This window comes from Streptosporangium sp. NPDC023615 (genome assembly GCF_040640155.1).
Lineage (GTDB): Bacteria > Actinomycetota > Actinomycetes > Streptosporangiales > Streptosporangiaceae > Streptosporangium.
In genome coordinates this window covers 38,111-52,169 of record NZ_JBFABE010000059.1, presented here as the reverse complement: position 1 = coordinate 52,169, position 14,059 = coordinate 38,111, and the positions used below count along the sequence as shown (strand labels likewise).

Annotated in this window: 15 protein-coding genes; 11 read left to right on the top strand and 4 right to left on the bottom strand. The window is 73.0% G+C overall.

The annotated features are described in order from the left end of the window. On the top strand, positions 1-954 hold a 954-nt coding region (locus tag AB0G16_RS30200), incomplete at its 5' end, for an RICIN domain-containing protein (protein WP_362812438.1). Between the two features lie 37 nt (positions 955-991). Here the strand turns inward: AB0G16_RS30200 and AB0G16_RS30195 are convergent. The 4 genes from AB0G16_RS30195 to AB0G16_RS30180 all read right to left on the bottom strand — a co-directional run bounded on the left by AB0G16_RS30195 (position 992) and on the right by AB0G16_RS30180 (position 3,672). Then, positions 992-1,729: a hypothetical protein gene (locus tag AB0G16_RS30195; protein WP_362812435.1), complete on the bottom strand. Its 738-nt coding sequence runs from the start codon at positions 1,727-1,729 to the stop codon at positions 992-994. Between the two features lie 388 nt (positions 1,730-2,117). Then, positions 2,118-2,279: a hypothetical protein gene (locus AB0G16_RS30190; RefSeq protein ID WP_344904412.1), complete on the bottom strand. Its 162-nt coding sequence runs from the start codon at positions 2,277-2,279 to the stop codon at positions 2,118-2,120. A gap of 342 nt (positions 2,280-2,621) precedes the next feature. Further along, a complete protein-coding gene (locus AB0G16_RS30185) occupies positions 2,622-2,897 on the bottom strand; it encodes a hypothetical protein (protein ID WP_362812432.1) in 276 nt (91 codons plus the stop codon). A 142-nt stretch (positions 2,898-3,039) separates the two neighbouring features. Beyond that, positions 3,040-3,672, bottom strand: coding sequence for a TIGR03085 family metal-binding protein (locus tag AB0G16_RS30180; protein WP_362812429.1), 633 nt, complete (start codon positions 3,670-3,672; stop codon positions 3,040-3,042). Between the two features lie 255 nt (positions 3,673-3,927). Between AB0G16_RS30180 and AB0G16_RS30175 the strand changes: the two genes are divergently transcribed. From AB0G16_RS30175 to trpA, 10 genes are all read left to right on the top strand, one after another. Next, entirely contained in the window at positions 3,928-5,715 is a 1,788-nt protein-coding gene (locus tag AB0G16_RS30175; RefSeq protein WP_362812444.1) for an ABC transporter ATP-binding protein, read from the top strand. 52 nt (positions 5,716-5,767) lie between these two features. After that, complete coding sequence (locus AB0G16_RS30170; protein WP_362812426.1) at positions 5,768-7,540, top strand: ABC transporter ATP-binding protein; 1,773 nt, start codon at positions 5,768-5,770, stop codon at positions 7,538-7,540. 153 nt (positions 7,541-7,693) lie between these two features. Further along, the gene (gene ppk2, locus AB0G16_RS30165) at positions 7,694-8,650 is read left to right on the top strand and encodes a polyphosphate kinase 2 (RefSeq protein ID WP_362812424.1); all 957 of its coding nucleotides are present in this window, start codon (positions 7,694-7,696) and stop codon (positions 8,648-8,650) included. Positions 8,651-8,712: 62 nt separating this feature from the next. Continuing rightward, positions 8,713-9,060 carry a phosphoribosyl-AMP cyclohydrolase gene (gene hisI, locus AB0G16_RS30160; RefSeq protein WP_362812421.1) on the top strand — a complete coding sequence of 116 codons (348 nt, stop codon included), beginning with the start codon at positions 8,713-8,715 and terminating at the stop codon, positions 9,058-9,060. After that, entirely contained in the window at positions 9,057-9,719 is a 663-nt protein-coding gene (locus tag AB0G16_RS30155; protein WP_362812418.1) for a Trp biosynthesis-associated membrane protein, read from the top strand. Before hisI ends, AB0G16_RS30155 begins: the two co-directional genes overlap by 4 nt. Before the next feature lie 100 nt (positions 9,720-9,819). Further along, positions 9,820-10,371 carry a DUF4190 domain-containing protein gene (locus AB0G16_RS30150; RefSeq protein ID WP_362812415.1) on the top strand — a complete coding sequence of 184 codons (552 nt, stop codon included), beginning with the start codon at positions 9,820-9,822 and terminating at the stop codon, positions 10,369-10,371. Between the two features lie 65 nt (positions 10,372-10,436). Then, positions 10,437-10,964: a DUF2752 domain-containing protein gene (locus tag AB0G16_RS30145; RefSeq protein WP_362812412.1), complete on the top strand. Its 528-nt coding sequence runs from the start codon at positions 10,437-10,439 to the stop codon at positions 10,962-10,964. 169 nt (positions 10,965-11,133) lie between these two features. Further along, positions 11,134-11,943: an indole-3-glycerol phosphate synthase TrpC gene (trpC, locus tag AB0G16_RS30140; protein WP_362812409.1), complete on the top strand. Its 810-nt coding sequence runs from the start codon at positions 11,134-11,136 to the stop codon at positions 11,941-11,943. A gap of 57 nt (positions 11,944-12,000) precedes the next feature. Beyond that, positions 12,001-13,191 (top strand): tryptophan synthase subunit beta, encoded by a 1,191-nt coding sequence (trpB, locus tag AB0G16_RS30135; RefSeq protein WP_362812441.1) that lies wholly within the window; start codon positions 12,001-12,003, stop codon positions 13,189-13,191. A gap of 59 nt (positions 13,192-13,250) precedes the next feature. Next, positions 13,251-14,045 carry a tryptophan synthase subunit alpha gene (trpA, locus tag AB0G16_RS30130; RefSeq protein WP_362812406.1) on the top strand — a complete coding sequence of 265 codons (795 nt, stop codon included), beginning with the start codon at positions 13,251-13,253 and terminating at the stop codon, positions 14,043-14,045. Positions 14,046-14,059 lie beyond the last annotated feature (14 nt).

Here is a 14,059-nt window from a genome sequence, read left to right as displayed (position 1 = left end):
GAATGGCGCAACGTCGCGGCGAACTGGCTCGCCTACCACACCTCGGCGGTGCCGGGCCGGGTGCTCATCGGCGGCACCGGCTTCAGCCAGGACCTGCGCGACGTCTGCAACGACAGCCGCTTCAACGCGACGCTGCTGTCCTTCCACCACTACGCCTTCTTCTACGGCGCCATGACCTACGACGCCTTCCGGAGCCACATCCAGACGCGCCTGGGCAACTGCGCCTCCCGCGCGGTCGCGACCGAGTTCGGCGCGCCGATGTCCACCGGCCTCGACTACAGCGACCCGAACAGCGCCGACAACTTCGTGCGCTACATCCGCGCCGTGGCCCAGGTCATGCGCGACAACCGGATGGGCGGCACCTACTGGCCCGCCCTCGGCGGCAAGACGGGCACCATCGGCTACGACTGGTACTCGATGTACGCCCTGAGCGGCAGCGGCACCGATCTCAACCTGACGATCCGCAACGCCTCCGGCGCCAACCGGATCCGGTACGCCTGGGGCGACACCGTCAGCGACCCCACCCCCCCGCCGGTGACGTACTACCGGGTCGACGTGCGCCACAGCGGCAAGGCCATGGACGTCCAGCAGCCGAACACCGACAACGGCGCGCGCGTCGGGCAGTACCCCTACGGCGGCAACGCGTGGCAGCAGTGGCGGTTCCAGGACGCCGGCGGCGGCTACTGGCGCATCGTCAGCCGCCACAGCGGGAAGTGCCTCGACGTGGTGAGCGCCTCGACCGCCGACGGCGCCGAGCTCGTCCAGTACACCTGTGGCACCGGCACCAACCAGCAGTTCCAGATGGTCGCGGTCGGCGGCTACTTCCAGCTCCGGGCACGACACAGCGGCAAGTGCGTGGACGTGCCGTCCGCGTCGACCGCGGACGGCGCGATCCTCAAGCAGTACCCGTGCAACACCGGCGCCAACCAGCAGTGGTCGCGCACGGCCGTCTGACGGCCGTCCCGGCGTGACCGCGGACGCGGTACGCCCCTCACACCCCCGGTGCCGATCTCGTGCCCGGTGCCGGGGGAGCGGGCGCGGGGCCGGCGGGTGAGGTCGCGCAGGGGGCGGTGACGGTGATCGTCACGGCGCCGGGGGCGCAGCCGCCCGCGCGGGTGCACGCCTCGACCGGGACGGTCCAGACGCCCGGCACCCGGGAGGCGCCGCCGAGCAGCCCGTCGGCGTCGATCGTGATCCCGGCGGGCAGCAGGGTGGTGTCGACGACCCGGAAACCGAGCGTCTCACCCGCGGGGGCGGTCAGCGTGATCCTGCCCCTCAGCGGCCGTCCGGCCGGGGCGCCGAAATGGCCGAGGATCGGGCGGGCGAGGGGCGGTGAGGGCCGGACGGCCGGCGGGGCGGCCGGGATCGCGCGGGGCGCCGGGGTCACCCGGGTCATCGGGACGGCCCGGGCCGGCCGGGGGAGCGCGGTCGTCCGGGGGGTACCGGTCCCGCGGCGCACCGGGACCGCCGCCGGCGGGCCGGCCGGGGGCGGGGAGGCGAGAGGCGGCCGGACGAAGGGGAGCGCGGGGTCCGGGAGCGGGGCGGGGACGGGGCGGGGCACCGGAAGGGGGACGGCGATCCGGGCCGGGGAGGCGGGCCTCGTGCCCGGGGACGCGGCCGACACGGCGGCCGATTCGGCAGACGCGGCAGACGCGGTGGCCGGTGTGCCGTACGCCAGGACTCCGGCGACGATCACCCCGGCTCGGAGGAAACCCTGTCTGCGCCACATGAACGATCCCCCGTACGAGAAACGGACCCTTCCCTCACGATGCCGGAGGGATCATCAAGGGATCGTCCGGGGGGTCTCCGCGATCACCCACGATCGGGTCAGGGCGTTCGGGCACCGATGATCGGGGGATCGGGAGGCGGGCTCGGGGCGCGTCGTGCGGGGTGTGGCCGTACCGCTCCGTACGGCGGCACCGCGCGGCGGGATGTGTGACCTCTGGATGCCGGGTTCACCGGTCGGCGGACGTCGTCACGGCCGGCTGCGCACCGTCCCCGTGATCGGCCGGGGCGCGGTGTGGTGATCCGGTGGTCGGTGAGGTTCGCGCTCCCCCATGGATCGGCCGGGAGCGCGGGTGACGCGGTTCAGGGCGGGGCCGGGCCTCGCCCGGCGGTCAGTTGAGCACTCGGGTGACGAACAGAGCCAATCGATCCGCTCCTGTCACGATTCCATCGAAGACTCCGTTGACCGCACTCGCCGCTTCGGCGGGCTTGGTGAACAGATAGAAGACCACGAACGCTACCGCGAGGTAGGTGAGGACCTTCTTGACCTGCATGGGGGCCTCCTGGCAGTTCCAATCCCAGCCGTATATACCCGAATTTTATCGATCTTTGGCATCTGCGGCCCGGGTGGCTCCCGGATTTTGATGATCATACCCGGAGCACGGGGACGAGCCGTGGTCCGGTCGCGAGTCTGGCATAGGTCACACCCGCCATGGTGCGGTCATGGGGCGATCCTGTCCAATGTTCACTGCCAGGTATACCGGTAGGGCTAGGCCGGGCGGGCGGGTACGGCGGACCCGGGGACCGTTCCAGGGGGGGCGGGCGCCGGGCCGGGAGGGGCGGCGGGCCGGAGACCGCCGCCCCCGGGGGCGGGCGGGGGACGCGTGGGGAGGGGGTCAGGCGACGAAGCCGTGGAAGCGCGAGATCTCCTCGTCACGGTGGTGGACGACCACCTCGGTGGGACCGATCAGGCTCTGGTGCACCTCGGCGCGGACGGCGGAACCGTTCGGCAGCGTGCCCCTGAGGGAGAAGTCCCCGGCCGCCTCGGCCCGGTCGACCTCCCGGCCGTCGACCGTGAGGACCCAGCGGGCGTGCACGGGACCGGTCTTGCCGGTCACCGCCACCGTGTGACCGTCGACGTGGACGCTGTAGTCATCGCTCGTAAGGCTCATGTCCCCCGATTTCCCTGGAAGGGGGGCCTTTAACGTCGTGCGGGACGGCGGTCCGGGCGGCCGGTGCCCGCCCCGGCCGCGACGGCGGCCCCACGGCCCCCGTCACCTCCGCCTTCGGCTCCCGGTCTCGCGCCGGGGCGGCTCAGATGCCCAGGGGGGTGTCCATCAGCCGGGCGACCGCCTCGTCGTCGCCGCTGACGTCGACCTTGGCGTGCGCCTGGCGGCCGAAGCAGAACAGCAGCAGCTCCCCGGCCCGGCCGGTCACCTCGACCTGCCCGGTGGCGTCCCTGGGGCCGCCGATGGCCACGCCCCCGCCGATGCGGTGCAGGATCACGCGGACGGGGGAGCGGCGCAGGAACACCCGGGCGCCGGCGCGGATCTGCTTCCAGAACCGCTCCTCGAGGTCGCCGGGGAGCTCGCGCGGCTCCCAGACCCGCTGGGCGCGCCGTACGTCCTCGTGGTGGACGAAGTACTCCGTCGTGTTGACCACCTCGTCCAGGGCGGGCAGCCGGTAGAGCCCGGCCGGGCCGGAGCGCACCAGCTCGACGAGGCCCGTGTAGCCCTTCGTGGACTTGAGGGCCTCCTGCACCCTGGCGGTGCGCCCGGCCAGCGGCTTGAGGAGGATGCCCCCGGCGGCGTCGGGGCGGCGTTCGCGGAGCACGAGGTGGGCGGCGAGGTCGAAGGTGGTCCATCCCTCGCACAGCGTGGGGGCGTCCGGCCCGACCGTGGCGAACAGGTCGGCGAGCGCGGCGCGCTCGACGCGGGCGTGGTTCATCGGATACCTCCGTAGGCGGTCCGGGGCCTCGGCCCCGGGGCTCGACCCCCCGGCCCGCGGCAGTAGGAAGGAGGTCGATCGATCATTCTAGCAACGTCGTTGCGCGGGCAACCGGTGGCGTGCTCCCCTCAGGCCGGGAGGCGGGCCCGGGAATAACCGCATGATCGACTTTGATAGGGACTTAGGTAGAAACAAGCCACACATCTCCTCCGAAGGGACACTCCCCGCGTGTCGAGCAAGGTGACCACCGCAGTCATGCGCCGGGGGATCGGTGTCCTCGGGGTGGCCGTCCGCGCCGAGAAGTCGATCTTCACCGCGGCCGTCCTGTCCAGCGCCCTGTACGGCTTCATGACCGTCGCGGCGGCGTGGGCGCTGGGCTGGGCCACCGACCACGTCGTGCTCCCCGCCTTCAGGAACGGTGACATCACCACCGGCACCCTGGTCGCGGGGACGCTCCTCATCCTCGGCGTGTCGCTGCTCAAGGCGCTGGGCGTGGCCGGCCGGCGCTACTTCGCCGGGGTCATGCAGTACCGGATGCAGGCCCGTTCCCGCCGCGACGTCACCCGCCAGTACCTGAGGCTCCCGCTGGCCTGGCACCACCGCCACCCGACCGGGCAGCTGCTGTCCAACGCGGGCTCCGACGTCGAGGCGGCCTGGGCGCCGCTGGCCCCGCTGCCGATGGCGGTCGGGGTGGTGGTGATGCTCGTCACCGCCGCGGTCGCGATGGTGATCACCGACCCGGTCCTCGCCCTGGTGGGCTTCCTGGTCTTCCCCGCGATCGCCGTGCTCAACCTGGTCTACCAGCGCAGGCTCAACCCGCTGGCGACCCGCGCCCAGCAGCTGCGCGCCGAGGTCAGCGAGATCGCCCACGAGAGCTTCGACGGCGCCCTGGTCGTCAAGACCCTGGGCCGCGAGGACGAGGAGACCGCCAGGTTCACGGCCAAGGCCCAGGAGCTGCGCGACGCCAACATCGCCGTCGGCCGGGTCCGCGGCCTGTTCGACCCGGTGCTGGAGGCGCTGCCCACCCTGGGCGTGCTCGCGGTGCTGCTGATCGGCGCGATGCGGCTGGAGAGCGGCGCGATCGGCTCGGGGGTGCTCGTCCAGGTCGCCTACCTGTTCACGCTGCTGGCCTTCCCGATCCGGGCGCTGGGCTGGGTGCTGGCCGAGCTGCCCCGGTCGGTGGTCGGCTACGAGCGGATCCGGGCCGTGCTGGACGCCAGCGGGTCCATGGAGCACGGCACGGCCGAACTGCCCGGCACCGACCCGGTCAGGCTGGAGGTGCGCGACCTGGCCTACGCCTACGGCGACGGCGACTTCCCCGTCCTGCGCGAGGTGAGCCTGGAGGTCGAGCCCGGACGGACCGTCGCCCTGGTCGGCCCCACCGGCTCGGGCAAGTCCACGCTCGCCCAGACCTTCGTCCGCCTGGTCGACCCGGCCTCGGGCGCCGTCCTGGTGGACGGCACCGACCTGCGCGAGGTGGCCCGGGGAGGAGTCAGCGGCGCGGTCGCCCTGGTGCCCCAGCAGACGTTCCTGTTCGACGACACCGTACGCGGCAACGTCGCCCTCGGCCTGCCCGTGGCCGACGAGGAGGTCTGGGCGGCGCTGCGGCTGGCCCAGGCCGAGGGGTTCGTCAGCGCGCTGCCCTCCGGGCTCGACACCATGGTCGGCGAGCGCGGCACCTCCCTGTCCGGCGGCCAGCGCCAGCGGATCGCCCTGGCCCGCGCGCTGGTGCGCCGCCCCAGGCTGCTGATCCTGGACGACTCCACCTCCAGCGTCGACCCGCAGGTCGAGGCCAGGATCCTGTACGGGCTGCGGGACGCGGCCCAGGTCTCCACGGTCGTCGTGATCGCCTACCGGATGGCCACCATCGCCCTGGCCGACGAGGTCGTCTACCTCGACCACGGCCGCATCGCCGACCGCGGCTCCCACGCGGAGCTGCTGGAGCGCTGCGAGGGCTACCGCAACCTGGTCACCGCCTACGAACGTCAGGGCGCCGAGCGCGAGGCGCTCGCCGCCGAACACGAGGAAGAGGTCAGCGCGTGAGGCAGTACGACCGGAGCCCGGCCGCCCCCGGACCGCGGGCGGGAGGGCTCCGATGAGCGCGTTCCAGGGGATCGAGCGCTCCGGCCTGGCCACGGTCCGCCACGGGCTGTCGCTCACGCCGGAGTTCCGCAAGGGCCTGGCCGGGACGCTCGCGCTGGCCGTGGTCGCCACGGCCGGCAAGGTCATCGTGCCGATCGCGGTCCAGCAGACCATCGACACCGGCCTGGCCGGCGACACCCCCGACCTGGCCTACGTCCGCACCACGGTGCTGATCTGCGCCGCCGCGGTGGTGTTCACCGCGCTGTGCGCCTACCTGATGAACGTCCGCCTGTACCGGGTCACCGAGTCCTCGCTGGCCACGCTGCGGGTGCGCGGCTTCCGGCACGTGCACGACCTGTCGGTGCTCACGCAGAACACCGAGCGGCGCGGCGCGCTCGTCTCCCGGGTGACCGGCGACGTCGACCAGATCAGCACGTTCATGCAGTGGGGCGGACTGATGATCATCATCGCCCTGGGGCAGTTGCTGGTCGCCACCGCGCTGATGTTCGTCTACTCCTGGCAGCTCGCCCTGGTGGTGTGGGCGTGCTTCCTGCCGCTCATGGTCGTGCTGCCGCGTTTCCAGCGGTGGCTGTCGGGGGCCTACACGCGGGTGCGCGAGCGCACCGGCGACATGCTGTCGGCCGTCAGCGAGGCCGTGGTGGGCGCCGCGGTGATCAGGGCGCACGGCTCGGAAGCCCGTACGGCCGAGCGGCTCGACGTCGCGATCGAGGCCAACAAGGCGGCCCAGGCCCGCACCCAGCGGATCGTCGCTACCGTCTTCCCGCTGACCGAGATCGTCGCGGCCGTCGCGCTGGCCGCGCTGGTGCTGGTCGGGGTCAGGCTCGGGCTGGCGGGCGACATCAGCGAGGGGCGCCTGGTGGCCTTCCTGTTCCTGATCACGCTGTTCGTCTCGCCGATGCAGATGGCCACCGAGGTGCTCAACGAGGCGCAGAACGCCGTCGCCGGGTGGCGGCGCATCCTCGGCGTGCTCGACACCCCGGCCGACGTCGCCGACCCCGGCGACGACGGCGTCGACCTGCCGCGCGGCCCCATCTCGGTCTCCTTCCAGGACGTCGGATTCTCCTACCCCGGCGGGGCGCCGGTGCTGCACGGCGTCTCGGCCGACATCACGCCGCGCTCGCGGGTGGCCGTGGTGGGGGAGACCGGCTCGGGCAAGACGACCTTCGCCAAGCTGCTCACCCGCCTGATGGACCCGGTCTCGGGCAGGATCACCGTCGACGGCCACGACCTGCGCGACGTGCGCTTCTCCTCGCTGCGCCGCAGGATCGTCATGGTGCCCCAGGACGGGTTCCTGTTCGACGGCACCCTGGCGGAGAACATCGCCTTCGGCCGGCCCTCGGCGACCGAGGCGGAGATCAGGCTGGCCCTGACCGAGCTGGGGCTCACCGACTGGCTGGAGGGGCTGCCCGCCGACCTGGCGACCGAGGTCGGCCAGCGCGGCGAGTCGCTGTCGGCCGGTGAGCGCCAGCTCGTCGCGCTGGCCCGCGCCTACCTGGCCGACCCCGACCTGCTCCTGCTGGACGAGGCCACCTCGGCGGTGGACCCCGCCACCGAGGTGCGGCTGGCCCGCGCGCTGGAGGGGGCCACCCGGGGGCGTACGGCCGTCTCCATCGCCCACCGGCTCTCCACCGCCGAGGCCGCGGACGAGGTGTTCGTCTTCGACCGGGGCCGGATCGTGCAGCGCGGCCCGCACGCCGAGCTCGTGCGGCAGCCGGGCGTCTACGCCGACATGTACGCCTCCTGGGTCTCGGCGGCCCGTTCGTAGGTGCCCCGCGGCCGGCTGGGAGCGGGGACACGGCCGGCCGGGACCGCGGGGAACGGCCGGTCAAGGCCGTCCCGTCGTCGAGGATTAGCCTGGTCACGGTGAGGTAGAGGCAAGGACGGGCGGATCCCACGTTCCGCCCCGGGGAAGGGACCGATGACAGAGGTACTGGGCGAAGAGCCCATGGGCGGGCAGCCGCCCGTCCTGGACGTCCGATCGGCCATGGAACGCAGCGACCTGCTCGACGAGCTGGCGGACCTGCGGGTCGAGGACGACGACGACGACGATCCCGTCCTGGTGCGGGTGGACGGGTCCCCGGTCGACACCTGGCGGGAGAGGTACCCCTACTCCGAGCGGATGGACCGGGCGGAGTACGACCGGCTCAAGCGACTGCTCCAGATCGAGCTGCTCAAGCTGCAGTACTGGATCAAGGACAACGGCGGGCGCCTGATCATCCTCTTCGAGGGGCGTGACGCGGCCGGCAAGGGCGGCACGATCAAGCGCTTCATGGAGCACCTCAACCCCCGCGGGGCCAACGTGGTGGCGCTGGAGAAGCCGAACGAGCGCGAGAGCACCCAGTGGTACTTCCAGCGCTACATCTCCCACCTGCCCGCCGCCGGGGAGATGGTCTTCTTCGACCGCTCCTGGTACAACCGCGCCGGCGTCGAGCGGGTGATGGGCTTCTGCACCCCCGAGGAGTACCTGGAGTTCCTGGAGCAGGCCCCGGCGTTCGAGCGGATGCTCGTCCGCGACGGCATCCACCTGGTGAAGTTCTGGTTCTCGGTGTCGCGCTCGGAGCAGCGCACCCGGTTCGTGATCCGGCAGGTCGACCCGGTGCGGCAGTGGAAGCTCTCGCCGATGGACCTGAAGTCGCTCGACAAGTGGAACGACTACACCGAGGCCAAGGAGGACATGTTCGTCAACACCGACACGGAGGAGGCGCCGTGGACGGTGATCAAGAGCAATGACAAGAAGCGTGCCAGGATCGAGGCCATGCGGCACGTCCTGAGCATGTTCGAGTACGACAACAAGGACCACGACGTCGTCGGCACCCCCGATCCGAAGATCGTGGTCCACGCCGCCGACGTGCTGGACGACGACCGCTCGAGCTGAGCGCCCGCCGTCCCACCCGTGCCGGGCACCGGCCCTCCCCGCCGGTGCGGCACAATTGCGGCATGCCCCTTGACCCCGCCATCGCCGCCCGGCTGAAGCGCACCGCCGACGGGCTGGTCCCCGCCGTGGTCCAGCAGTACGACACCGGCGAGGTGCTCATGCTCGCCTGGATGGACGACGAGGCGCTGCACCGCACGCTCACCACCGGCAGGGCCACCTACTGGTCACGCAGCCGCGGGTCCTACTGGGTGAAGGGCGACACCTCCGGCCACGTCCAGCACGTGAGGTCCGCCGCGCTCGACTGCGACGGGGACACCCTGCTGCTCAGGGTCGACCAGGTGGGCGCCGCCTGCCACACCGGCGACCGGACCTGCTTCGACGCCGGCGAGCTGGCGGTGACCGGGGCATGACGGCCGGGCGGGAGCCGTGGATCTGGCTGGGGGCCTGCGTGGCGGGCGCCCTGCCGGTGCTGCTCGCCGCCGGGCGCGACTGGTTCACCGTGACGTACGGCACCCGCCAGGTGGCCCTCTCGGCCGCCGAGCTGGCCCCGGCGCTCGGGCCCGCCGCCTGGGCGGCGCTCGCCGCGGCGGTCGCCGTGCTCGCGACGGGCGGCCTCTGGCGCGCGGTCGTCGGCGCGGTGCTGGCGCTCTGCGGGGCCGGGGTGGTCGCCGCCTCCTGGTGGGGGAGCGGTACGGACGCCGCGCTGCGCCTCGCCGCCGAGCGGGCACCGACGGCGACGGCGACGGGCGCGGTCCCGCACCTCGTCCCGGCCCCCGCCTGGCCGCTCGTCGCCGGGGCCGGAGGGGTGCTCCTGCTGGCCGCGGGCGTGGCGGCGGTCCTGCGGGGCGGTCGCTGGCCGGGCATGTCCGGCCGCTACGACCGCCCCGGGACCGCCGGTCCCGGCGCGGGCCGTCCCGCCCCGGGCTCCTCGGCGCCGAGCGGCCCGAGCGCCGTGAGCCCCCCGAGCGCCGCGAGCGAGCGGGCGCTCTGGGACGCCATCGACGAGGGGACCGACCCGACGGCCGGTCCGGACCCCGGGACGCCTGACCCGGCCGCGCGCCCTCGGTGACGTCCCGGTCGCGGTGGGCTGGTCCGGAGGGGCGTACCCCGTCGTTCCGGAGGCATTTTCGCTAGTATTTCGCCCGTAACCCGGAAAATCAGGAGTCATCATGAGCTACGGCAATCAGTCCGGTGGTTATGGACAGCCTCCGGAGAACGGTGGCTACGGCTCCTCGGACCCCAAGGGTTCCTCCGGCGGCTACCCGCCCCCCGGTGGTTACGGCTACCCGGCCGACCACGGTCCCGCGGGGGGCTACGGTTCGCCGGGCGGCTACGGGCCCGCGGGCGGCTACGACCCCTCCGGGGGCTACGGGCCGCAGCAGGACGGGTACGGGCCGGCCGGTCACGACCCCTACGGCGGTTACGGGGGCTACGGGGGCTACGGGCCGCCGCCGTCCCGGCCCAACAACGGCATGGCCATCGCCGCTCTGATCATGGGCATCTGCGGGCTGATCGCCTGTGGCGTCCCCTCGGTCGTGGGCGCCGTGCTCGGTCACATCTCCCTGGGACAGATCAACCGGACCGGTGAGGACGGGCGGGGCATGGCGATCACCGGGCTGGTGCTGTCCTACATCGGGATCGCGTGCTGGGTGGGCTTCCTCGTCCTCTGGCTGGTGCTGGTCGGCACCCTCGGCGGTGCCGCCCTGCTGAACGGCGGCTGAGCCGGGTCCTCCGCGGGTAGGCTGGCCGGCCGGAGGCGGGTCATCGGTGGGAGGTGCTGACGGTCGTGCCGACGAGCCGGGCCGCGAGGTCACGGGTGGCCGTGCCGGTGTCGCTGGGGATCGCGGCGGCCGCCGCGGTGGCCTTCGTGGCGGCGGTGGACCCGAACGAGCCCGGCCACTACCCCCCCTGCCCGTTCCTGGTGCTCACCGGCCTGTACTGCCCGGGCTGCGGCGGGTTGCGAGCGGTGCACGCGCTCGCGCACGGTGATCCGCCGGCCGCCCTGGGGCTCAATCCGCTGGTCGTGATCCTGATCCCGGTCGTGGTCGCCCTCTGGGGCCGGTGGACGCTGCGCGTCTGGCGCGACGGCGCCGCCGTGGTCACGGACGGGGGCGCCGCCGCGGGCGGGGGCGGGAAGACGGGCACCGGCATGGGCGGGGAGGCGGGCACGGGCGCCCGCGCGGGGACGGGCGGGATCGCCGGGCCGAGCTCCCGCAAATCCGTACAACCCGCGCATGGATGGCTATTACTGACTTTAGTGCTCGCATTTTGGATAGTGCGAAATCTTCCTTTTGGTGAATTCCTAGCCCCATAGTCACCTATAGGTCTCACCCCGTGGCCGGGTGACCCCGGGCGGGCCGATACCATCGGCGGGACAAGGGCAGTCGATCGGGAGGGGCCTTACTCGTGAGCGAGCGGAGCGAGCGAACCACGGACACGACGGCGTTCGCGAGCCTGGCCTCCGAGCTTCGCGGGGAGGGCAAGTGAGCGTGCTCGAGGAGATCCTCGAAGGAGTCCGCGCCGACCTGGCCGAGCGGCAGGAGAAGGTGACGCTGGCCGAGCTCAAGGAGCGGGCCGCGAAGGCGCCCGCCCCGCGCGACGCGTACGCGGCGCTGGGCGGGGACCAGGTGGCGGTCATCGCCGAGGTCAAGCGCTCCAGCCCGTCCAAGGGCGCCCTGGCCGCGATCGCCGACCCCGCCGCGCTGGCCGGCGACTACGAGTCGGGCGGCGCCCACGTCATCAGCGTGCTCACCGAGCGGCGCCGCTTCGGCGGCAGCCTCGACGACCTGGCCGCGGTGCGCGCCGTCGTCGACATCCCGGTGCTGCGCAAGGACTTCATCGTCACCTCCTACCAGCTCTGGGAGGCCCGGGCCTACGGCGCCGACCTGGCGCTGCTGATCGTCGCGGCGCTCGACCAGAACGCGCTGGTCTCGCTCATCGAGCGGGCCGAGTCGATCGGCCTGGCCCCGCTGGTCGAGGTGCACACCGCCGAGGAGCTCGACCGGGCGCTGGCCGCCGGAGCGAAGATCATCGGTGTCAACGCGCGCGACCTCAAGACCCTCGAGGTGGACCGCGAGGTGTTCGCCAAGCTCGCCCCCAAGATCCCCGAGGGCGTCATCAAGATCGCCGAGTCGGGCGTGCGCGGCCCCCACGACCTGCTCGCCTACGCCAGGGCCGGCGCCGACGCCGTGCTGGTCGGCGAGAGCCTGGTGACCGGCAGGGATCCGCGGGCCGCCGTGGTCGACCTGGTCACCGCCGGTGCCCATCCCGCATCCCGACCCGAGGGGCAGTAAGCAGTGACGACTCAAGACGGAACCGTCCTCACCACCGCGGACCTCGCGGGCAACGGCGTGCACGGCGACGACCCCGACGTGCACGGCAAGTTCGGCATCTTCGGCGGTCGTTACGTCCCCGAGGCGCTGATCCCCGCCCTGGACGAGGTCGCCGCCGAGTACGACAAGGCCAAGAACGACGTGGCCTTCCTGCGCGAGTTCGACCACCTGCTGCGCACCTACGCCGGGCGGCCCACCACGCTGACCGAGGTGCCCCGCTTCGCCGAGCAGGCGGGCGGCGCCCGGATCATCCTCAAGCGCGAGGACCTGACCCACACCGGCGCCCACAAGATCAACAACGTGCTCGGCCAGGCCCTGCTGACCAAGCGGCTGGGCAAGTCGCGCGTGATCGCCGAGACCGGCGCCGGGCAGCACGGCGTCGCCACCGCGACCGCCGCGGCCCTGATGGGCCTGGAGTGCGTGATCTACATGGGCGCCGTCGACTGCGAGCGCCAGGCGCTCAACGTCGCCCGGATGAAGCTGCTCGGCGCCACCGTCGTGCCGGTCACCAACGGCAGCCAGACCCTCAAGGACGCCATCAACGAGGCGTTTCGCGACTGGGTGGCCAACGTCGACCGCACCCACTACCTGTTCGGCACGATCGCCGGGCCGCACCCGTTCCCCGAGATCGTCCGCGACTTCGCCCGGATCATCGGCGTCGAGGCCCGCCGCCAGATGCTGGAGCTCACCGGTGCCCTGCCGGACGCGGTCGCCGCGGCGGTCGGCGGCGGCTCCAACGCCATCGGCATCTTCCACGCCTTCATCGGCGACCGCGACGTCCAGCTGCACGGCTACGAGGCGGGCGGGCGCGGCCTGGAGAGCGGCGAGCACGCCCTGACCCTCACCGAGGGCTCCGTCGGCGTGCTGCACGGCTCGCGCACGTACGTGCTCCAGGACGACGAGGGCCAGACGGTCGAGTCGCACTCGATCTCGGCCGGCCTCGACTACCCCGGTGTCGGCCCCGAGCACGCCTGGCTCAAGGACACCGGCCGCGCCGTCTACCACGGCATCACCGACGCCGAGGCGATGGACGCCTTCTCGCTGCTGGCCCGCACCGAGGGCATCATCCCGGCGATCGAGTCCTCGCACGCGCTCGCCGGCGCCCTGAAGCTCGGCCGCGAGATGGGCCCGGACGCCACCATCCTGGTCAACCTCTCGGGCCGGGGTGACAAGGACATGGGCACCGCCATGAAGTACTTCAACCTCTGACGACCCACCCTCTTCCCCTCCGCCACGGCCGGGGAGGACGACCCGCAACGGAAGCAACGATGACGACTCTCCAGACGGTGTTCGCCAAGGCCAAGGCGGACGACCGCGCCGCCCTCATCGGGTACCTCCCCGCCGGGTTCCCCAGCAAGGAGGGCGGCGTCGCCGTCGCCACCGCCATGGTGGAGGCGGGCTGCGACGTGATCGAGATCGGGCTGCCCTACTCCGACCCGCTCATGGACGGCCCGACGATCCAGGACGCCGTCCACCGGGCGCTGACCAACGGCACCCGCATCGCCGACGTGCTGCGCACCGTCGAGGGCGTGGCCAGGACGGGCGCCGCCACCCTGGTCATGACGTACTGGAACCCGATCGACCGCTACGGCGCCGAGCGTTTCGCCCGCGACCTGGCGAACGCGGGCGGGGTGGGCACCATCACGCCCGACCTGACCCCCGAGGAGGCCGGGCCCTGGCGCGAGGCCAGCGCCGCCGCCGGGATCGACACCGTCTTCCTGGTCGCGCCCAGCTCCACCGAGGCGCGCATCCGGGCCGTCGCCGACAGCTGCACCGGCTTCGTCTACGCCGCCTCCCTGATGGGCGTCACCGGCGCCCGCGACTCGGTCGGCGAGGCCGCCCAGGGCCTGGTCGAGCGGACCCGCCCGCACACCTCGCTGCCGGTCTGCGTCGGCCTGGGCGTCGGCACCGGCCGCCAGGCCGCCGAGGTCGCCGCCTACGCCGACGGCGTCATCGTGGGCTCTGCGTTCATCCGCCGCGTGCTGGACGCCCCCGACGAGGCCTCGGGCCTGGCGGCGGTCCGCGAGCTGGGCGCCGAACTGGCGGCCGGCGTCCGCGGCTGAGGCCCCCCGGCGTG

Coding starts and splice junctions, on each gene's coding strand:
- AB0G16_RS30195 (WP_362812435.1), bottom strand. CDS start 1,729: ATGTGGCGCAGACAGGGTTTCCTCCGAGCCGGGGTGATCGTCGCCGGA.
- AB0G16_RS30190 (WP_344904412.1), bottom strand. CDS start 2,279: ATGCAGGTCAAGAAGGTCCTCACCTACCTCGCGGTAGCGTTCGTGGTC.
- AB0G16_RS30185 (WP_362812432.1), bottom strand. CDS start 2,897: ATGAGCCTTACGAGCGATGACTACAGCGTCCACGTCGACGGTCACACG.
- AB0G16_RS30180 (WP_362812429.1), bottom strand. CDS start 3,672: ATGAACCACGCCCGCGTCGAGCGCGCCGCGCTCGCCGACCTGTTCGCC.
- AB0G16_RS30175 (WP_362812444.1), top strand. CDS start 3,928: ATGCGCCGGGGGATCGGTGTCCTCGGGGTGGCCGTCCGCGCCGAGAAG.
- AB0G16_RS30170 (WP_362812426.1), top strand. CDS start 5,768: ATGAGCGCGTTCCAGGGGATCGAGCGCTCCGGCCTGGCCACGGTCCGC.
- ppk2 (WP_362812424.1), top strand. CDS start 7,694: ATGACAGAGGTACTGGGCGAAGAGCCCATGGGCGGGCAGCCGCCCGTC.
- hisI (WP_362812421.1), top strand. CDS start 8,713: ATGCCCCTTGACCCCGCCATCGCCGCCCGGCTGAAGCGCACCGCCGAC.
- AB0G16_RS30155 (WP_362812418.1), top strand. CDS start 9,057: ATGACGGCCGGGCGGGAGCCGTGGATCTGGCTGGGGGCCTGCGTGGCG.
- AB0G16_RS30150 (WP_362812415.1), top strand. CDS start 9,820: ATGAGCTACGGCAATCAGTCCGGTGGTTATGGACAGCCTCCGGAGAAC.
- trpA (WP_362812406.1), top strand. CDS start 13,251: ATGACGACTCTCCAGACGGTGTTCGCCAAGGCCAAGGCGGACGACCGC.